Below are 22,385 nucleotides of genomic sequence, written 5' to 3'. Positions count from 1 at the left end.
AGGGTGCGGTCACGGCTACCATGCGCGCTTCTCATAGGCTTTGCCGTTGATTTCCACCCACACGTTTTCGCCCGGGTAACCGTAGTAGCACGAAAGCTGCTTCGTCCCGTTGGAGGGCACGTCGACGGGGTGGTTGCCGCCGAGTGCCCCGTGGGCCGACATGCATTGCACGTTGTATCGGTCGCCTTGGAAGTCCTTGGTGTTCAGCAAGAAGAACGCACAGGCCTCTGTGGTGCACACCCCGGTCTCATCGTTCACGTAAACGGAGTCGCCCCGGGTGACCCATGCGCGTGGTTCCGGCGGTGGTGGCGGTGGGGGTGGCGCAGCCACCGTGGTGCGCGAAATCGAGGTGGTCTTCGTCTGGCCTGCGGCGTCTGTCACGCGTACATCCATCTTCACCGTCTGGCTGTACCCGTAGGTACCGGTGGTTCCGGTCCCGTTGGCTGGCCCCCACGCACCACCGTCGAAGCGAACTTCCAGCACGATGTCCCGGCCGTTGCGGGCAGGGGCTGTCCAGGACCACTTGATCGTGGTGCCGGTGACGGCACCGTCGGCCCCTGGCTGGCCGACAGCCCCGTAGGGCTGCACGGTAGCGGACGGCGCGGACGGCGCTCCGGCGTAGACCGTTCCGTCCACGGTCGCGACTGCTCGAACGCGGATCGCATAGCTGCCGTTGTTGTCGACCTGGCCGTTGCCGATCGTCGCGCCGTCCCAGTCCGAGCGCCAACTGCCGTTGTTCACGCTGTACTGATATGTGACCTCATTGGCCCTGGCACCGTTTCTGGCCCCAGGCGTATACGTGACCGGGCTGATCACATTGTCACCCGGACTGCCGGCGACATTCGTCGGCGCCGAGGGCGCAATGACGCCTCTGCGTTCCGCTGACGGTGGGCTCCACTCGCCCCAGCCCGCCTTGTTGATCGCGTGCACGATGTAGGTGTATCCGGTCTCCGACGTGTTGACCGTCACCGCCTGGCTGGTCTGACCGGCGGAGATGTCCAGAGTGTCCACGACAGTCGATCCGTTGCGGATCTGAAGCTGGTAGCCGGAGATCGCCGCGCCGTTGTTCGAGGGCGTGACCCAGGAAACCTGCATCTGCGCCTGCGATCCCACCGGTGAGAGCTCGGTCGTGGTCGGCGCCGCCGGTGCCGCGGGAGGACCAGCGGGGATCTCGGATGACGACCAGCCGCTCCAGCTCGACGCCTCAGGCGCTTTGTTGTGTGCCTGCACGCGCACCTGATAGTCGGTGCCGTTCTCTAGCCCCTCCCAGACGATCGAGTTGCCGGTGACCTTTTTCTCGGTGATGCCCGACGGAGGCGCCGGCGAAATCTGCAGCGTGAAGGAGTCGACGGGCGAGCCGGGCGTCGTCGGCGTCGTCCACGCCACGGCCAGCGACTTGTCACCGAATTTCAGCGTCGGTGCCACCGGCGTGTCCGGACGGGCATCGGGGCGGGCGATCTCGGACGCCTGAGACGCCTCGGATTCGCCCACGCGGTTGGTCGCCGTCACCTGGAACGTGTACTCGACGTTGTTCGTCAGGCCGTCCAGTGTGCATGTGGTCGACGTGCACGTCTTCGAGTACGGCTTGCCTGCCACGCTCGTGACCGTGTACTTCGTGATCTCGGCCCCGTTATTGGACGGCGCGGCGTACGACACGACCACGACGCGATCCTGCACGCTCGTCACCGTCGGACGTCCTGGCGCATCCGGAACACCCTGCACAGTGAGGACGATCTTTCCGTCGACCTCGCGGTCGGCATCCTCAGTCGCATCCTGGATCCGATAACGCACCACCATGGTGCCCACAAAGTCATCCGCCGGCGTGACGGTCACCTGATCGCCGTCCACCTTCACCGAGCCTTGACCGGACTCCCGCTGCGCGGACAAGACCTTCAACGGCACGTCTGGGAAGGGGTTCGAGTCGTTCTCCAGCACCGAGAGGGTGACGGGTTCACCCTGGTCCGCCTGTGGCATCCGGTCTGTGTTCGCAGTGGCGAGCGGCCGAGTCGACGCGGTCACATGAACGAGGACCGTACCCTCGATCGGATCGGTCTCGCCGTCAGAGACGCGCACGCTCAGAGTCGCCGTCGTCCCCTTCTTCGCGTTGGACGCCGCCTCGACACTGAGTGTGCCGCCCTCGACGCGAGCGGTGAGCCCGTCGCCGGGGCTGCCCACGAGTACGTATTCGTGCTCATCAGCGTCATCCGGATCGGTCGTGAGGGCCGCCAGATCGAGCGTCGATGAGGCCTCACCGGGCGCGACCTCGATCTGGCCCTGAGTGAAGGTCGGCTGCTGGTTCGCCGGCGGCAGCACCGTGATGGGGATGGTCAGCGTTGCCTTGCGACCGTCCGGATCGTCGGGTCCAGTGCCGTCGGTCACCTCGAGCGTGATGCCGTCCTCGCCGAAGTACCCCTCCGCCGACGTGTACACCAGCGTGCTGGCGTCGCGTATGAGATCCGCCCCGTTCGCATGGGACGCGCTCACCTTGGCGTGCTCGGTGATGATGACGCCGCGGCCGTCTGCCGCGGTCACGTAGTCGGCGAGCTCGAGCACCTTCGTCTCGCCACTGACGACCTCGACGGCAGCTGCGAGGACGGGCACCGGGCGCAGATCCGCCACGGCAGGAACGAAGATGAACGCCGAAGTGGTCAGCCCGTCGACGTCGGTGAGCCCGTAGCGGATCAGCTGCATCTCGTCGCCGACCGTCACCTGCACCGTACCGTCGGGCATCGGCGTCGCGCCCGCTCCGAGATCGACGTCCAGCGCCTCGGTCGTGCCGTCCGGGTCCTCATCATTGGCAAGGATGTCGATAGTGGTGGTCAGCTCACCGGGCTCCATGTCCTCCATCCGCACCCAGTCGTCACGGGCGATCGGAGCGAGCAGCGGGACATCCTCATCCACGGTGATCTGCAGCACGGCATCCGCGGTAGCGCCGGCCTCGTCAACGATCGTGTACTGGATCGACGTCTCGAGGGCGTGATCCGGCGCCTCCACCAGAACCCGATCGCCCGAGACGCGCGCGGTCAGTCCGTCCTGATCCGGCACGACCAGCGCATCCTCGACCAGGCGGACGGTTCCGCCCTCCGGGTCGGAATCATTGACCATGACGGGAACGGCGACCTCGCGGCCGGGGCGGACGACAATGGAATCTTTCACTGCGTACGGGGCCTGGTTGACGTTCTCTGCGGGAGCGATGCCGACCCTGATCGTCGCGAGTCCCTCCTTGCCGAGGCGGTCCCGCACACGGTACGTGAACGTATCGACGCCGGATGAGTCTGCGTACGCCTCGTAGGTGAAATAGTTCTGAGCGACGGTGGCGCGTCCCTTGGTGGGGTTCGATGCCAGGCCGATGAGTTCGACAGAATCGCCGTCCGCATCGAGTCCGTCCAGAGGAACCGCGATGTTCGTCGTCTTGCCGCTGAGCACACGCGCAGTGAGATCACGCGGACGAGGAGCAGCATTGTTCTCCTCGTCGACACCGAGGATCTGGATGGTGATGTAGCCACCGACTGCCTGTCGCGAGTCCGATACTTCGTAGGTCGCATAGACGGTCTTCGGCTCATTGCCGGCTTTGAATCGCACCTCGTCCTGCGAGACGAAGATCTCACCGTCCGCCGGATCCACGAACGGCTTGACCATCTCCGGCTCCACGTGCAGCGCGTCGCCGTTCGGATGCGTGTCATTGTCGAGGACCGGTATGGTCACTACGTCGCCGACGCGCACAACAGCCGTGTCGGGGTTCGAGACCGGCGGCTGCACATCATCCGGCGCCGGGATCGGGATGACGATGACCTCGCCTTCAGCGGTCTTCGACCCGTTCGAGATCCGGTAGGTGACGCGCACCTGCGCGTCCAACGCGCCCTGATCTCCGATGCGCAGCGTCTCGTGGTTGAGTACCGAGACCGAGATGCCGCTGCCGGGTTCCACGCTCACCGACTGGACCACGAGGATACCCCCGGAGGGATCGGTGTCATTGTTCAGCACGCCCAGCAGCACCTCGCCACCGGTCGGCAGCAGCGCGACGTCACGCACCGCGATCGGCGGCAGATCCTGTTCCGTGGCATCCGCGACGTCGATGCGAACGAGGCCCGCCACGCCGTTGGGGCCGGCGGCAACCTCGTACTGCACGTAGTAGACGCCGGCCGTCGGTGCGCTGAAGGTGAACGTCTTGTTGGGGTAGTCGGGGACGATCGTCGCCCCCGGTGTCTCGTCGCCGTTGACGCGGGTGAGGCGCAGCTGCTCCCGCCCCGAACTGGTGTCGTTCGTGAGCGGCGCCACGGTGACCTGCTCGCCCACGCGGGTCAGGACGTGGTCGGCGTTGGTCTTCGGATCCGTGGAGCCGGACGGGCGGACATCCAGGATCATCATCGTCGTGGCGATCTCACCCTGCGCATCCGCGACCGACACCGCGACTTCCTTGCGGCCCTGCAGGCTGGCTGTGGCCCGGTACGTAATCTGGCCGTCGGTGGTGAAGTCGACTTCGTCACCCGGCGCAGGCTCGACATTCCTGAGATAGATGTCATCGCCCTCAGGATCGATCCAGTCCGGCAGCACGTTGTAGGAGACGGTGCCACCGGTCTCGATGGCGAGAGTGGTCGTGCGCTTCGACTTCGGCGCGGTGTTCGTGTCCCAGTCTTTGACGCGAAGTGTGACCGTCGCATTGTCCTTGCCGCCGCGGCCGTCATCGGCTTCGTACTCAAAGGTCGCAGACCCCGAGGCGTCTTCATCGACGGCAATCTGCAGGGAACCACCGTCATAGATCGGCTGCACGGCGCCTGCCGAGGGCTGGTCACCCTTGACCGTCGCTACCAGCACATCGCCGTCGGCGTCGTTGTCGTTGTCAAGGACGGGGAGGTTCGTCGTCTGGCCTGGCCGCACACCGAACTCGTCGTCCTCGGCGACCGGTGGGGTGTTGATCGCCCCGCGTTCGGGGAGTGTGGTCTCCGGGGTCTCCTCAGTGGTCTCCTCTTCGTCCTCGGTCTCGCCGTCCGGAGGCGTCAGATCGCTCCAGTTGTCGACCTGCTGCAGGCTCTCGTCGGCGAGCCATGCGGCTCCGCTCACCGTGTCGTTGAGGATGATGACGTTGCGGTTCACACGAAACTGGAGCGCTGCCGAGTCCTCAACATCGGGGATCGCAGCCCCGACGTCGTTCGAATCTCCTGGGCACTCTCGCACGAAGGTGCCGGCACCGGACCATGCGCCGTAGGAGCAGCCGAGCAGCGAGACGGGGATGGCCGGCGTCCCCTGTCCCTTCGCATCGGTCTGCTGCGGTTCGCTGCCGTCCAGCGGCACCTGGATGAGCTGCGAGGCAGTGGCGACCGTGATGGAGTCCGCCGCTGCGGAGGCGTGCTGCAGCACGGCGCTATCCGCCTCCGGGATCTCCGTGCGGAGCCCGGATGGCGTCATGATCACGCCGTCTGAGGGAACGAGGACCGTCGGGGTCTGTCCGACCGCCGTGATGGTGGGGGCGATTGACGTGTCGATGTCGCCCAGCGACGCGGTCGTCGTCTCCTCGAGGGGGGAGCCCTCGTTGTCGACCGGAATGGTGATCACGTCTGCGTTCTCGCCGGAGACCGCGTACACCGTGCCGTCCTGACCAACCGTGACATCAGAGTTCTCGCCGAGCTCGACCAGCGGGTCCGCGCCCTGGAACTCGAAGCCCGCGATGCCCTTGACCGGGATCACCCAGAGCTTGCCCGTCACGGTGTCGAGGATTGCGGCGGTCTGTGCGCCGAGCGCGACCTTCGCGGAGCCGGGGATCGGTGCGGTGTCAGTGAGCGAGACGCGTGCTGGGTCGATCGCCGTCAAAGATGATTCACCGGAATCGACAACCAGGATCGTAGAGGTGTCTTGCAGGATGTCGAAGGACTCGCCGGTCGTGCGCAACCCACCGTCGAGCAGCGTCGACTCGTTGTTGAAATGCCCGACCATCAGGGCTGAGGACTTCGTGATCCACACGCCGCCGTCGTTCAGATCGACCTTGGTGGTGGGATTGCCATCGTAGGCGAGGGCGAACCCGGTGATAGCGAGCGTGACGGCCGTCAGCGCCGCGACGGACGCGATGGCCTTCGGCTTCGCGCGCATCCACGAGAATGCCTTCATACTTGATTCCCCTCGAAGTGCCTCAAAGAGGACCCTTCATTCTCCGATCCGCTTCGCAGAGCGAAACGACACACCGGACAATCGTAACCGCACGTGCCCTGAGCAGCCACGGGGAGAAATACCCATCCGCGCACGGGGCGAGGCAGGCAGTTAGTCCCAGCTGCGTCGCTCATACGCGACACCATCGATGGTCACCCACACCTGATAGCCCTCGCCGCGGGAACCGAGGAAGCAACTGATCTGCACACTGTCATTCGCGGGAATGTCCCAGTTCTTGCCGCCGGTGAAGTACCCACCATCGGCCGCAAATGACGGGTGATCGGAATAACAGCCGACCTCGTAGTTCCCGGCAACGAAATCTTTGGTGTTGATCACGAACCTCGCGCAGGTGGGGCAACCGGGCTCCTCGACGGCGTCACCGCTCGTCACCCACGCGCGGGGCGGAGGCGGATCATTCGTCCTCGCGGAAGCAGCGGCCTCACTCGACAGCTGGCCCTCTGAGTCATAGGCGCGCACCTGGATGGTGTGGGTCTGTTGGTACCCGTTTCCGGCGATCCGTGACCCCGATGGGCCGACGTTCTCCCAACCCGCCCCATTCACGTTGATCTGCATCACGTTGATGGGGCGACCGTTCGTGGCGGGGGCACTCCACCCGAGCGTGACACTGGTGCCGTTGTTGCTGGCTGTCGCCGTCGGCGTGTTTACCGGGCCGTAGGGAATCACTGCGGCCGACGCTGCAGATGGATCGCCCGCGTATGTCGTCCCTGATACGGTCGCGACGCCACGTATCTGGACCGCGTAGCTCGTGCCGTTAGTGAGACCGCTGATCGTCGTACCGCTGAGGGTATTCCAGCTGCCGTTGCCGTTGAGCATGTACTGGTAGCTGACCTCGCCCTCGCGGGCGCCGTTGCGAGCACCGGGCGTGTACGCGACAGTAATGTTTCGGTCATGTGGCTCGGCGGACACTCCTGTGGGCGGAGAAGGTGCGATGACTGCGCGACGCTCGGGGGATGCATCGCTCCACGCACCCCCGCCTGCCTTGTTCTGCGCGCGGACCTTGTAGGTGTACCCCGTCTCAGAGGTGCTGACCGTCACTGCCTGGCTGGTCTGGCCAGCAGCGATGCTGAGCGTTCGCGTCACCTCTCCACCGCGGATCACCTGCATCTGATAGCCAGAGATCGCGGCGCCGTTGTTGTTCGGCGCCGCCCAGCTCACGTTCATCTGTGCCTGCGATCCGACCGGAGACAGCTCGGCCGTGGTCGGCGCTCCTGGTTGCATCGGCGGTCCTGCGGGGATCTGCGAGAGTGACCAGCCGCTCCACGTGGACGGCTCTGGCGCTCGGTTGTGTGCCTGCACCTGCACCTGGTACGAAGTGCCGTTCTCCAACCCCTCCCACACCATGGAGTTTCCGGTCACCCCAGTCTTCTGAGTGATACCGGAAGGCGGTGCGGGTGATATTTGCAGCGTGTACGACTCCACGGGGGACCCCGGCGTCGTCGGAGTGGCCCAGGCCACGACCAGCGACTTGTCGCCGAAGGCGAGCGTGGGCGCGTTCGGCGCATCCGGCCGGGCGTCCGGGCGCGCAAGTTCCGACGGCCCTGAGGCCTCCGAATCTCCCACCCGGTTTGTCGCGACGACCTCGAACGTGTACTCGACGTTGTTCGTCAGTCCGTCTAGTGTGCAAGTGGTCGATTCGCACTGCTTGCTGTAGTTGCTTCCCGTCACGCTCGAGACCGTGTAGCCGGTGATCTCCGCACCGTTATTCGACGGCGCCGAGAACGTCACCACGACCGTGCGATCCTGCACGCTGGTCACCCGTGGACGCCCAGGGGCATCGGGGACGCCCTGCACGGTGAGCACGATGCGACCTTCGACCTGGCGATCCACGTCTTCCGTGGCATCCCGAACCGTGTACCGGATGACGAGCGATCCGACGAACTTCGCGCTAGGAGTCACGGTGACCTCGTCACCGTCGATCTTGGCCACTCCGTTGCCCGTCTCCGGCGCGGCCGATACGAGTGTCAGCGGGGTCTCAGGGAACGGATTGAAGTCGTTCGCCAATACCGGCACCGTGATGGTTTCGCCTTGATGGGCCTCATCGATCGTGTCGGTGTTCGCGGTTGCGAGCGACCGCGTGGATGCGCTGACGCGCACGATCACCGTCCCCTCAATCGGGTCTGTCTCGCCGTCAGACACGCGAATTGTCAGGGTCGTAGTGGTTCCCTTCTTCGCGTTCGAGGCCGCCTCGACCAGGAGCGTCGAACCCTCGACACGTGCGCTGAGCCCGTCGCCGGGGCTTCCCACAAGACGGAACTCGTGTCCATCCTCCGGATCCGGATCGCTCGTGAGCGCTGCCAGGTCGAGTGTCGACGCATCCTCACCTGGTGCGACGTCGACCTCGGCGCGGGTGAATTTCGGCTGCTGATTCGCCGGAGGCAACACCTTGATCGGGATGCTCAACGTCGACTTACGCCCGTTCGGGTCATCAGGACCAGTGCCATCGGTCACCTCGAACGTGATCGCGTCATCGCCGAAATACCTCGAGGCGGACGTGTAGACCAGCGTGCGTGCATCCTGAACAAGATTGGCGCCATCCGCATGCGCAGCACTCACCTTGGCCTGCTCAGTGATGACGACGGACACGCCTCCGGCCGCTTGGACGTATTCGGCGAGCGGCAGCACCTTCGTCTCGCCACTGACCACCTCCACAGGAGTCGTCGTGATGGACCATGGACGAAGATCCGGTGCGGCAGGCACGAAGATGAACGCTGACGTCGACAAGCCATCCACATCGGTAAGGCTGTAGCGAATCAACTGCGTCTCGTCACCGATGGTGACCTGCACATTGCCGTTTTCCAATGGCGTTCCGCCCGCGCCGACTTCGACCTTCAGCGCCTCAGTCGTACCGTCTGGGTCCTCATCGTTCGCGAGGATATCGACGTCTGCCGTCAGCTCGCCGTTCTCGAGGTCCTCTGCGCGCACCCGATCATCGCGCGCGACCGGCGCAAGCAACGGCACATCCTCATCAACGGTGATCTGCAACACGGCATCCGCCATCGCGCCGCGCGCATCGCTGATCGCGTACTGCAGCGATGTCTCGACGGGACGATCTGGTGCCTGCACCAGCACGCGGTCACCAGACACACGCGCGGAGAGACCGTCGAGGTCTGGGAGCACAAGTCCGTCGGTCACCAGGGCGATCTCATCACCTTCCGGATCAGAGTCGTTCTCCAGCACCGGAACCGCGACCTCCCGGCCAGGGCGCACCACAATGGAATCCTTAACGGCATACGGCGCCTGATTGGTGTCCTGGGCAGGTGCAATACCGACTCGGATCGTCGCTGTCCCCTCCTTGCCTAGGCGATCCCGCACCCGGTAGGTGAACGTATCGACGCCCGACGAGCCGGCGAACGACTCGTATGTGATGTAGTTCTGCTCGACGGTGACTCGACCCTTCGTGGGGTTGGATGCGAGGCCCATCAGTTCGACGGAGTCACCATCGGCGTCGATCCCGTCAAGAGGCACGGCGATGTTACTGCTCTTGCCGCTGAGTACCCGCGAGGTGAGGTCCCGCGGGCGAGGGGCAGCGTTGTTCTCCGCATCTACAGCCAGAATCTGAATCGTGATGTATCCGCCGACCTTTTGTCCACGAGTGTCAGATACCTCATAGGTGGCGTAGACCGTCTTGGCCTCGTCCCCGGCTTTGAAGCGCACGACGTCCTGCGACACGAAGATCTCGCCGGCATCAGAGTCGACGAAGGGTTCGATGAGTTTCGGCTCTACGTGCAACGCATCGCCGTTCGGATGCGTGTCATTGTCGAGCACGGGAATGGTCACAACGTCTCCTGCGCGCACCACCGCAGTATCCGGATTCGCTACCGGTGCCAGCAACTTCTCGGGGGCCGGGATCGGGATGACGACGACTTCGCCCTCGGCGGATTTCGAGCCGTTCGAGATCCGGTAAGTGATGCGCACCTGCTCTTCGAGTGCGCCCTGGTCCCCGATCCGCAGCGTCTCGTGGTTGAGGACAGAGACAGACAGCCCACTGCCTGGTTCCACGCTCACCGATTGGACCACAAGGATGCCGCCGGAGGGATCAGTGTCGTTATTCAACACGCCCAGGAGCACTTCTCCGCCGGTCGGCAGCAGCGCCACATCGCGCACCGCGATCGGGGGCAGATCTTGCTCCGCAGCATCCGCGACATCAATTCGGACAAGACCCGGCACACCGTTGGGCCCGGCTGCGACCTCATACTGCACGTAATAGACGCCAACGTTCGGAGCGCTGAAGGTGAAGGTCTTGTTCGGATAGTCCGGGACGATCGTGGCGCCTGGGGTCTCGTCGCCGTTCACTCGAGTGAGTCGCAACGGCTCCCGACCAGAACTGGTGTCGTTCGTGAGCGGAGCGACGGTGACCTGCTCGCCGACGCGTGTCATCACATGATCGGCGTTCGTCTTCGGCAGCGTGGAGCCGGCGGGACGCACGTCGAGGATAAGCATGCCGTTGGCAGCTTCACCAAACGCGTCCGCGATGACGATCGGGATCTCCTTGCGCCCTTGGAGGCTCGCTGTTGCGCGGTACGTGATCTGCCCGTCGGTGCTGAACTCAACTTCGTCGCCCGGCGCCGCGATGACACTCTTCAGGTAGACGTCATCGCCCTCAGGATCGAGCCAGTCCGGCAACACGTTGTAGGAGACTGTCCCACCGCTCTCGATCGCGAGAGCAGTCGCGCGCTTCGGCCTCGGAGCGGTGTTGGTCTCAGGATCCTTGACGGTGAGCGTCACGGTCGCGGTGTCTCTTCCGCCCCGTCCGTCATCGGCTTCATATGTGAAGGTCGACGAACCAGAAGCATCCTCGTCGACGGCAATCTGGAGCGAGCCACCGTCATAGATCGGCTGGACCGTACCAATCGAGGGCTGATCGTCCTGGACCGTTGCGACGAGCACATCGCCGTCGGGGTCGTTGTCGTTGTCGAGCACAGGCAGTGACGTCGACTCGCCCGGGCGCACGCCGAAAGAATCGTCCTCGGCGATCGGCGGAGTGTTCACGTCGCTACGCTCGGGGAGCGTCGTCTCGATCGTCTCCTCGGTGGTGTCCTGCTCGTCCTCTGTCTCGCCCTCAGGGGGAGTGAGATCACTCCAGTTATCGACCTTCCGGAGACTCTCATCTGCCAGCCAGGCCGCGCCGCTCACGGTGTCGTTGAGGATGATCACGTCACGGTTGACGCGGAACGTCAGCACCGCAGAAGCCTCAACCTCGGGGATGTCCGCGGCGACATCGTCAGCGTCCGCCGGGCACTCCCGCACAAACCTGCCCGACCCAGCCCATGCCCCGTAACTGCACCCGCGCAACGAGACCGGCGTCGCCGGAAGACCCTGACCACCCGCGGCGGTCTCCTGCACCTCGCTGCCGTCAAGTGGCACTCTGAGGAGCTGCGAACCGGTCGCCACTGCGACGGCATCCGTCTCGGCTGAGGCCTGCTGTAAAACGGCGGTGTCGGCTTCGGTGATCTTCGTGCGCAGCCCTCCAGGAGTCATCACCGCACTGTCGGCGGGAGACAGCACGACGGGAATCTGCCCGACGGCCGTGATGCTCGGTGCGATCGAATCGTCGATCTCGCCGAGCGATGCCGTCCTCGGCTCTAGTGGCTCGCCCTCGTTGTCCACCCGGATCGTGATGACTTCGGCGTCTCCGGCGGACAGCGCGTAGACAGTTCCGTCGTGACCGACGGCGACGTCGGAGTTCTTGCCCAGCTCGAGCAGCGGGTCCGTTCCCTGCACCTCAAACCCAGAAAGCCCCTTGACTGGCACTACCCACAGGTCACCGGAGGAGGTGTCCAGAATCGCCGCCGTCTGTGCGCCGAGCGAGACTTTCGCCGAGGCCGGGATTGTCGTGCTGTCTGCCAGTGACACTCTCGCGGGATCCACTGCCGTCACGGAGGACTCTCCGCTATTAACGACCAGGATCGTGGACGCGTCTTGGAGGATGTCGAAATTCTCACCGGTCGTACGTAGGCCGCCATCCAACAGCGTCGACTCGTTATTGAAATGGCCGACCATGAGCGCTGAGGACTTGGTGATCCAGACACCGCCGTCGTTCAGGTCGACCTTCGTCGTCGGGTTGCCCTCGTAGGTGAACGCCAGCGTGGCGATCGCGATCACGCCGGCCGTCACACCGGCGGCCGACGCCAACGCCTTCGGCCGCGCACGCACCCACGTCAGCGCCTTCATACCCGGTTCCCCCCTGGGCGGCCTGCAAGAGACCTATTCATCCTCCGATTCGCTTCGCAGAGCGAAACGACACACTCGGGTATCCTAACCGCCGTGTCTGGCGGCGTGGACGGGGAGAAATACCCATGCGGTGAGGCAGCACTACCAGTCGATCGGCGACACCGGCTCGTTGAATCCCCACAGTTTTACGGTCACCTCTCCCCGCTCATCGCCGCGCCAGCATCCGGGTTCTATCGACGATCCCGCGGCAATGTAGTGCACGCTCGGCACGTGCGGAGCCGGGAATCGGACGCCGTCAACAAGACACTCGACGGTGTATTCCCCCGCAGGGAAGCCTTCCCACGTGTTCAGACGGACGAAGTTGCACACAGTAGTGCAATCGGCCCCGGTGTATTTGCTGCCTTTTGTCACCGAGCCGAATTGGATCTGCGGCATGTTGCTCATACCTCGCTCAAACGTCTCCGACGTACGTCCCTCGCGATCTTGAACCTGGACGAAGAAACCCGCGAACTGGTTGAACCCGTAATTGCCCGTGTAGCTTCCTGCACCCGGATTCCAGTTGCTCCAGGCGCTCCAGGCGCTCTCGTCGGGTCTCCCGCCGTCGATAGCGTTGTACTCGGCCCAACGGACGCGGAGGTCGCTCCCGTTCCGATTCGGCAATGTCCACCGCCAGACGATGGTTTTTCCCTCGTTGGTTCCCGTCACTATCGGCTCGCCCGGCGGCCCCGACGGCGCGACTGCACCGGATGGCTGACTCGCCGCGCCCACGTACGTGGAGCCGTCGACGGTCGCGACGGCGCGCACCTGGATGCTATAGGTGCCGTTGTTGTTCACGTGGCCGTTGCCGATGAGTGCACCGTCCCAGTCACCGCGCCACGCACCGCTGCCCACCCGGTACTGGTAGTTGACCTCGTCGGCGCGTGCGCCGTTACGAGGGCCAGCGGCATACGTCACCGTCACGGTGTTGTCGCCGGCCGTCGCTGCGACTGCGGTCGGCGCACCGGGGGCGACCACGCCTCGACGTTCTGCAGATACGCCGCTCCACCCGCCCCAGCCAGCCTTGTTCAGCGCGCGGATCTGGAACGTGTAGGTGGATTCTGAGGTCGATACGGTGACCGCTTGCGAGGTGGTGCTCGCGGCGAGGGTTTCCACCACGTTGCCCCCACGGAGGATGCGTAGCTGGTAGGCGGAAACGGGATCGCCGTTCGCGGCCGGCCGATTCCAGCTCACCCGCATCTGCGCCTGAGCACCAACCTGGTCGAGGGGAGCGGTCGCGGGAGCCTCCGGTGCGCCCGGCGCACCCGCCGGGATCTTGGACACTGACCACGAACTCCAGCTGGAAGGTTCCGAAGCTCTGTTGTGCGCCTTCACACGCACCTGGTAATCGGTGCCGTTCTCCAGCCCTTCCCAGACAGTCGTGTTCCCCGCCAACGCGGTCTTCTGCGTGATCCCCGATGGTGGGGCAGGTGAGATCTCCAGCGTGAACGATTCGACCGGTGAGCCCGGCGTGGACGGCGTCTTCCACGCCACCGACAGCGAGCTGTCCCCGAATTTCAGCGACGGCGGGGTGGGCGTATCGGGTCGCGCATCGGGGCGAACGACCTCACTGGCCTCCGATGCTTCCGACTCGCCGACGTCGTTCGTCGCCGTCACGGCGAACGCGTATTCCGAGTTGTTCGTGAGCCCCGCCAACGTGCAGGTCGTCGACTCGCACTGCGTCGAGTAGTCGCCGCCCTGCACCGCTGAAACCGTATAATTCAGAATCGGCGAACCGTTGTTCGGTGGCGGCGTGAACGACACGACCACGGTTCGGTCCCGCACGCTCGTCACGGCCGGCCGGCCCGGCGCATCCGGCGCGCCTTGGACGGTCAGAACAATCTGTCCGTCCGCCTGGCGCTCGGCATCCTGGGTCGCGTCCTGAATCGTATAGCGAACAATCAACGTGCCCATGAAGCGCGCGCCCGGTGTGACGAGGATGTTCTCACCGTCGATCGTCGCCACGCCATCGCCGGTCTCGGTTCCGACCGCGACGATCTTCAACGGCGTCTCAGGGAAAGGGTTCACGTCGTTCGCGAGCACCGGAATCGAGATCGTCTCTCCCGCGACCGCGTTATCGATCGTGTCGGTGTTCGCCGTCGCGAGATCACGCGTCGACGCGTTCACTTGGACCGTGACCTCCCCGTCAACCGGTTCGGTCTCGCCGTCCGAGACTCGGATCGTGAGTGTGGCTGTCGTGCCCTTTCGGACGTTCGAGGCGGCTTGTACCGAGAGCAGTCCCTCGTCGATCCTGGCCGTCAACCCCTCGCCCGCGTCACCGACCAACTGGAAGTCGTGCGCGGTGTCTCCGGGATCGGGGTCTGTCGTGAGTGCCTGCAGATCCAGTGGCGCCGCCGATTCGCCGGGCGCGACGTCCATCTCGCCTCGGGTGAAGATCGGCTGCTGGTTCGCCGGCGGCAGCACAGTGATCAACATCGTGAGTGTCGCCTTGCGGCCGTTCGGGTCGTCGGGACCGGTGCCATCGGTGACTTCGAAGGTCAACGAGTCTCCTCCGAAGTACCCCGGCGCGGAGGTGTAGACCAGCGTGCTCGCGTCCTGGAGCAGGTCCGCGCCATCGGAGTGCGCGGCTGTGATCTTGCTCTTTTCGGTGATGACGACGGGGCCGCCGCCGGCCACCGTCACGTGTTCCGCGAGCGGGAGCACTCTCGTCTCGCCGCTGACGACCACGATGGGTTCTGCCGATGTCAGAGTCGGCCGGAGATCCGACAGGGCAGGCACGAAGATGAATGCCGACGTCGATAGCTCGTCCTGATCTGTGATCGTGTATCGGATGAGCTGCATCTGCTCACCAATCGTCACCCGGATCGCACGATTGTCAAGAAGCGTGCCGCCCTCGCCAACCTCTATATCAAGGGCGTCGCTGGTTCCGTCCGGATCCTCATCATTGTCCAGCGCGATCACGTCGACGATGAGGCTTCCCGCATCAACATCCGCCGAGCGGATGCGATCATCCCGCGCAATCGGTGCGAGCAACGGCACATCGTCATCGACGGTGACCTGCAACGCGGCTGTCGAAGTCGCCCCGCGCTCGTCACCGATCGTGTAGCGCAGCGACGTCTCGACCGGTCTCTCCGGCGCCTGCACGAGTACCCGATCTCCGGACACCCGTGCAGAGAGGCCGTCGAGGTCGGGGACGGTCAGTCCGTCTTCCACCAGCGAGACCAGTTCGCCCTCGGGGTCGGAATCGTTGGCCATCACCGACACCGCGACTTCGCGCCCTGGACGCACCGCCACAGCATCCTTCACCGCGTACGGTGCCTGGTTGAGATCCTCCCCCGCGGCGACGCCGACGCTGATGCTCGCAGTCCCTTCCATCCCGAGCCGGTCGCGCACCCGGTAGGTGAAGGTGTCGACCCCTCCGGCATCTGCGTATGCCTCATACGTGATGTAGTCCGAGGCAACCTCGATGATCCGGCCCTTTTTCGGGCTGGAATCGATGCCTACAAGCTCCACCGAGTCGCCGTCCGCATCGATCCCGTCCAGCGGCACAGCGATGTTTACCGTCGATCCGCTCAGCGTTCGCGCAGTGAGGTCACGCGGGCGCGGCGCAATATTGGTCTGCGTATCCACGGCCAGGATCTCGATCGTGATGTATCCCGCGGCCTTCTGCCCGTGCGTGTCGACAGCCTCATACGTCGCATAGACCGTCTTCGCCACGTCTCCCGCCTTGAAGCGCACCGTGTTCTGCGATACGAAAATTTCGCCGTCCAGCGGGTCGATCAACGGCTCGATGAGCTCGGGCGAGAGATGAAGCACATCCTCATTGGGGTGGGTGTCGTTCGCGAGAACCGGAATCGTCACAACGTCGCCTGCGCGCACCACCGCGTGATCCTCATTCGCCACCGGGGGCAGGATCTTCTTCGGTGCGGGAATGGGAATGACGATCACATCGCCCTCGGCGGAGCGGGATCCGTTCGATATCCGGTAAGTGATCCGCACCGGATCCGCCAGAGTTCCCTGATCGCCGATCCGAAGTGTCTCGTGGTTCAGCACCGAGACGGAGATGCCGCTGTCTGATTCAACTGTGACGGACTGGACCACCAGGATGCCGCCGGAAGGATCGGTGTCGTTGTTGAGCACCCCGAGCAGGATCTCGCCACCTGACGGGAGCAGCGCCACGTCGCGAACTGCGACAGGGGCAAGGTCCGACACCACAGATTCCCGGACGTCGATGCGGGCGAGTCCTGGCACGGCGTTGGGTCCGGCGGCGACCAAATACTTGATGTAGTGGACACCGAGCCGATCGATACTGAACGTGAACGTGCCATTGGCAAAATCGGGCGTGATCATCGCATCAGATCCACCCTCCTGTTCCACGCGGGTCAACCGCAACGGTTCACTGCCGGAACTGGTGTCGTTGGTCAACGGCGCCACAGTCACCTGCTGCCCGACCGCCGTGACGACATGGTCGGCATTCGTCTTCGGCGACGTGGAACCGGCTGGCCGCACGTCCAGTCTGATCACCCCAGACGCCGTCTCGTCCCGACTGTCGGCGACCGTGACCTGAATCTCCTGGTACCCGGGAGTGCTCGCGACTGCGTGATAGGTCATCTGCCCGTCCGCGCTGAACTCGACCTTATCTCCGGGCGCCGCGAGCGCCTCCTTCAGGTAGAGGTCATCGCCTTCAGGATCGATCCAATCGGGAAGCAGGTTGTATGAAATCGTGCCGCCGACTTCCACGGTGAGCGTCGCCGTGCGCTTGGACGTCGGTGCAGAGTTGGGGTCCTCGCCATACACCGACAGGGACACGGTCGCCTGATCGGTGCCGCCGCGTCCGTCGTCGATCTCGTAGGAGAAGGATGCCGCGCCCGAGGCTTTCGGATCGACGGCGATCTGCAGCGATTCACCGTCGTACACCGGCTGCACGGTCCCGATCGATGGCTGCTGGCCTGCCACCTTCGCGACCAGCACGTCGCCGTCCGAGTCATTGTCGTTCTCGAGCAATGGGATCAGCGTTGATTGACCGGCGCGCACACCATAGGAATCGTCCTCTGCGACCGGCGGGGTGTTCGCTGCGCTGCGCTCCGGAAGCGTGGTCTCCACCGTCTCGTCGGTGTCGAGCTCCTCTTTGTCAGTCTCCCCCTCCGGCGCGGTGATCTGGTTCCAGTCATCCACCTGCTCGAGGCGTTCATCCGGGCGCCAGGCGGCGCCACTGACGACATCGTTGAGCACGATCACGTCGCGGTTCACTCGAAAAGTCAGCTGCGCGGACTCGGTAACACCCGGAATATCCTTGACGACATCGTTCGTCTCGCCGGGGCATTCTCTGACGAACTTCCCCGATTCCGCCCACGCCGCGTAGGTGCAACCACGCAGCCACACGGGAGCCGCGGGTACCCCCTGCCCGCCGGAGCTGGTCTCCTGCGGCGCGCTTCCATCCAACGGGACGCGGACGAGATGCGACGACGTCGCCACCGTCACCGCCTCCGTGTCCGCAGACACCTGCTGCAGGACGGCCGTCTCGGCATCCGATATCGGAGTGCGCACACCGTCGACAGTGATCACTTCGCCGTCTGCGGGCGACAAGACCACCGCCGTGCGTCCGACCGCGGTGATCGACGGGACGGCGTCGAGATTCAGCTCTCCCAGTGACGAAGTCTGCGGTTCGAGCGGGTTGCCCTCGGCATCGACGGGGATCGTGATGACCTCGGCGCTCTGCGCGGAGAGCGCGTACACCGTGCCATCCTGCGCGACGGCGACATCCGAGTTCTCGCCGAGCTCGACGAGAGGCTTCGTGCCCTGAAGTTCGAATCCGGAGATGCCCGCCGCTGGCAACACCCACAGGTCTCCCGACGCCGGATCGAGGATCGCGGCGGTCTCAGCCCCCAGCGCGACTTCTGCCCCGCTCGGAATGGTCGTGCTGTCCGTCAAGGACACACGCGCCGGATCCACCGTCGTCAGCGTGGAGTCAGCGTCGTTCACGACGAGCACCGTCGACGCATCCTGCAGGATGTCGAAGTCACCGCTCGTCATCACAAGTCCGCCGTCGAGAACCGTGGATTCGTTGTTGAAGTGCCCGAGCATGAGCGTCGACGACTTCGTGAGCCACACGCCGCCGTCGTTCAGGGTGACCTTCGTGGTGGGGTTACCGTCATGGGTAAAGGCCAGCGTCACGATCGCGATCGCGCCTGCTGTGACGAACGCGGCGGACGCCAACGAGCGCGGTTTTGCCCGCATCCATGACAGCGCCTGCACGATCGTCCCCCTGGGTCAACTGGTCACATCCAGGCCCCAGTCGAACCAGAACGCGGTGCGTGGACAGACTATCCGTTGCGAAGGACGCCGCCAATGGGGAGAGATACCCAGCGCGTCACCCGACGCGCCAACACCCCTCAACGTGATCATCGACCATTCCGGAGGACTGCATGAGCGCATACATCGTGGTCGGCCCCACGAAACGGAACCCCCGCTTACGCAGCGACTTGCTCATCGCGGTCGACTCGTCCGTCACCGCCGGCACATCATCGAATGAACGTGGTCGGATGCCCGGCACCGGCGCGAACGACCACATCAGCTCGTCCAGCTCGCCCTCCGCCATATCCACGACGAGTCGCGCATTGCCGATCGTCGCGAGAATCTTGGCACGGTTGCGGATGATCCCGGCATCCATCATCAGGCGCTCGACGTCGTCGTCACCGAAAGATGCGACGGTTCCGGGCTCGAACCCCACGAACACCTCGCGAAATCGTGGGCGCTTGCGCAGGATCGTAATCCAGCTGAGGCCTGCCTGAAACCCCTCCAGCGCCATCTTCTCGAAGAGTGCGCGGTCGCCGTGCAGCGGCATGCCCCACTCCTCGTCGTGGTAGCGCTGATATTCGGCATCCGCTCCGACCCACGCACAACGTACGACGCCATCCGAACCGGTGATGAGGGAAGTCATAGGTTCAGCGTAGACAGAGGTGCCGACGTCGCGAAGCGGTGCTACTTCTTGGCTGCCTTCTTCATCGCCTTTTCCGATTTCGGCGCCTTGCCGGAAGCGGCGAGGTCTGCGTAGTACGCGCGGGCCTCATCCTGACGCTGCTGCTCGATTCCGCTGGCGATGGGCGCACGCACATGCTCCGGCTCGTAGCCGAAGGCCCCGACCAGGTCGAGCGCGTGCGGACGCAACCGCAGGCACAGACGGTCGATGTAACTCGACACCGCCGCTGCGCGCTGCGTCGACAGGCGACCGTTGATGATGTGCCACGCCAGGTGCTTCTCGACAAGTTGCAGACCGAACAGGTCACGCAGCCACGTGAGCACCTGCTTGGTGCCCTCGTCCGGGATGCTGTTCACGGCATCGGTGAACGCCTCCCACTGCAGCAGTTCGCCATGAGCGCGGGCGGCCTCGATGAGATTGGCCTGGTTTTCGTTGAAGAGCTTCTCGCCGAGCACCTTGTCCTTGCCCGCGGGGCGCAGGTTTCCGGCGATGTCGGCGACCATCTGCTGCACGCGGTCAGCGAGCAACTCGTGCTGTTGATCCGCACGCAGGCCGTTCTCCACCGACCGCGCGGTCGAGCCGAAGTCGGCCACGGTCTGGCCGAAGCGGCGTAGTCCTGCGCCGTGGAACACTTTGCCGGCGGTCTGTCCGACCGCGTATTTGGCCAGGGCCGCAGCATCCTTGTCCTTGAATTGCCTGGCGAAATCGGTGAGCAGACGCTTGCCGGCCAACTGGAGCAGGATGTTGTTGTCACCCTCGAAGGTGACGTAGATGTCGAGGTCCTGACGGAGTCCGACCAGGCGGTTCTCGAACATGTACCCGGCGCCGCCGCATGCCTCGCGGGCCTCCTGCAGAGTGTCGAGTGCGTGCCACGTCGACAGCGGCTTGAGCGCCGCTGCCAGCGTCTCAAGATCTTCACGATCGTCGGGAGTATCGGTGCGACCGGAGAAGACACCATCGAACTTCTGCAGGAACTCGTCGTGCGCGAAGATCTGCGCGTAGGTGGTCGCCAGTCGCGGAAGCAGCCTGCGCTGGTGCTTGCCGTAGTCGAGTAGTACGACCTCTTGCCCGTCCGCACCGTCGAATTGACGACGCTGGGTCGCGTAGGTGATCGCGATGTGCAAAGCGAGAGCGGATGCCCAGGACGCTGCCCCATCGAGCGACACACGCCCCTGCACCAGCGTGCCGAGCATCGTGAAGAAACGGCGTCCGGGGCTGTCGATCGTGCTCGTGTAGGTGCCGTCTACGGCGACATCGCCGTACTTGTTCAGCAGGTTCGTGCGCGGGATGCGCACGTGATCGAACGAGAGGCGTCCGTTGTCGATGCCGTTGAGACCACCCTTGAGCCCGTCGTCCTCGCGGGTGATGCCGGGAAGGTCCACGCCATCCTCACCACGCAGCGGCACATAGAAACAGTGCACGCCGTGGCTCACGCCGTTGGTGATCAGCTGCGCGAACACGGTGGCCGCGATCCCGTGCAGTGCGGCGTTGCCGAGGAACTCCTTCGTCGCCGCCCGGAACGGAGTGTGAATGACGAATTCTTCGGCCTGCGGGTCGTAGGTGGCCGTCGTGCCTGCGGCAGCGACATCAGACCCGTGACCGATCTCGGTCATCGCGAACGCGCCAGGGATCGAAAGATCCATGACTCCGGGGAGCCACTTCTTGTGGTGCTCCGCGGTGCCGAGCTGGTGGATGGCCGAGCCGAACAACCCCCACTGCACGCCGGCCTTGATCTGCAGACTCGGGTCGGCGACGATGAGCTCCTCGAATCCGGAGATGTTCGCGCCGTTGTTCTCTTCGCCGCCGAATTCCTTCGGGAACGCGCGGTGCACGGTCTTGTTCTCGACGAGCAGGTGCATCTGGCTGAGCACGCGCTCGCGGTGCTCGTCCTTGCCGAGATCGTCCTTGCGCCAAAAGGCGGAGTCCTTGATCAACTCACGCGACGCCCGGCGGGTGTCAGCCCAGGTGCCAAGCAGAAGATCATTGACGCGCGCGACATCGATGCGGGGAGCGTCGTCAGCTGCGGATGGCGTCGAGGTGTGGACTGCGGCGTCGACCATGAGTGTTCCTCTCAGAGAGAAGTAAGGATGCTTCAACCGTAGGACTCCTCCAACGCCCCACAAAGCGAAGTGTGCGGTTCCTCTAACTGCGTGGGCGACTGTGGCCCCGTGCAGTTGTCACGAGGCCACAGTCTCTGTCATTCAGTGCCGTTCGGCTGTCGCTCAGAAGGCGACGTCAATCGTGCCGTTCGACTCGATGACCTCGCGCACCTCGTCGCTGGAGAAGGCGACCTTGAGCGCCTCGGTCGCCGCACTGTCAGCATCCTCTTCACGGACGGCGACGTACAGCGAGAAGCGGTCGTCGAGTTCGGTGATGAGCCCATCGTCGTCAGGGTTGAGGCCGAGAGCTGCGATGTGCGACGGCCACTGGAAGACGAGGTCGGCCTCTTCATATGCGGCATTCAGCGATGCGATCGGCACCTCGAGGAACTCGATGTTCTTCGGGTTCTCGGCAATGTCGTCCACCGTCGCGGCGTAGGGGTCGACTTCTGGCGCGAGCGTGATGACGCCCTCTGCGTCAAGCAGCTTGAGCGCGCGACCGAGATTCGATGCGTCGTTCGGAACGGCAACGGTGGCGCCGTCCGGCAGATCTGCGATGTCGTCGAGCGTCTTCGAGTAGAACGCGATCACGAAGTTGTACACCGGCTGCACGGCGACGAGGGTGCCGTCGTTCCCAGCGTTGAACTGTTCCATGTAGGGCACGTGCTGGGAGAAGTTCGCGTAGACGTCGCCATCGTTCACGATGGTGTTGGCGGTGACATAGTCAGAGACCTCGACGAGCTCAATCTCGTAGCCATCCTCGATCGCGTCGCCTGCGGCCTCGACGACGTCCGTCATCGGCGCGGTGACAGCAGCGATCTTGAGCACCACGGGTTCAGTGGATGCTCCGGCATCCGATTCGGCGGCCGGCTCTGCGGACGCTGCGCATCCGGCCAGCACCAGGGCTGCTCCGATAGTGGCGGCGAGGATGCCGATGCGAGGGAAACTCATGGGGTCCTTCTTTCTGTGTTCAGCTG

The 22,385-nt window shown here is 64.5% G+C and carries 6 protein-coding genes; all 6 read right to left on the bottom strand.

The features are described 5' to 3' along the window. Positions 1 to 15 precede the first annotated feature (15 nt). Positions 16 to 6,102 carry an Ig-like domain-containing protein gene (locus ACSU1G_RS12530; RefSeq protein ID WP_439280286.1) on the bottom strand — a complete coding sequence of 2,029 codons (6,087 nt, stop codon included), beginning with the start codon at positions 6,100 to 6,102 and terminating at the stop codon, positions 16 to 18. A 150-nt stretch (positions 6,103 to 6,252) separates the two neighbouring features. Then, positions 6,253 to 12,333: an Ig-like domain-containing protein gene (locus ACSU1G_RS12525; protein WP_439280285.1), complete on the bottom strand. Its 6,081-nt coding sequence runs from the start codon at positions 12,331 to 12,333 to the stop codon at positions 6,253 to 6,255. Between the two features lie 141 nt (positions 12,334 to 12,474). Further along, entirely contained in the window at positions 12,475 to 18,567 is a 6,093-nt protein-coding gene (locus tag ACSU1G_RS12520) for an Ig-like domain-containing protein (protein WP_439280284.1), read from the bottom strand. Positions 18,568 to 18,700: 133 nt separating this feature from the next. Beyond that, the gene (locus ACSU1G_RS12515; RefSeq protein WP_439280283.1) at positions 18,701 to 19,270 is read right to left on the bottom strand and encodes a DNA-3-methyladenine glycosylase I; all 570 of its coding nucleotides are present in this window, start codon (positions 19,268 to 19,270) and stop codon (positions 18,701 to 18,703) included. 41 nt (positions 19,271 to 19,311) lie between these two features. Continuing rightward, positions 19,312 to 21,369 carry an acyl-CoA dehydrogenase family protein gene (locus ACSU1G_RS12510; protein ID WP_439280282.1) on the bottom strand — a complete coding sequence of 686 codons (2,058 nt, stop codon included), beginning with the start codon at positions 21,367 to 21,369 and terminating at the stop codon, positions 19,312 to 19,314. Positions 21,370 to 21,531: 162 nt separating this feature from the next. Continuing rightward, positions 21,532 to 22,359, bottom strand: coding sequence for a MetQ/NlpA family ABC transporter substrate-binding protein (locus ACSU1G_RS12505; RefSeq protein ID WP_439280281.1), 828 nt, complete (start codon positions 22,357 to 22,359; stop codon positions 21,532 to 21,534). Between the last annotated feature and the right edge of the window lie 26 nt (positions 22,360 to 22,385).

It is taken from the genome of Microbacterium sp. A93, from assembly GCF_051842835.1.
The sequence above is the reverse complement of the archived record's forward strand: the minus strand, read 5'-3'. Positions and strand labels throughout refer to the sequence as shown.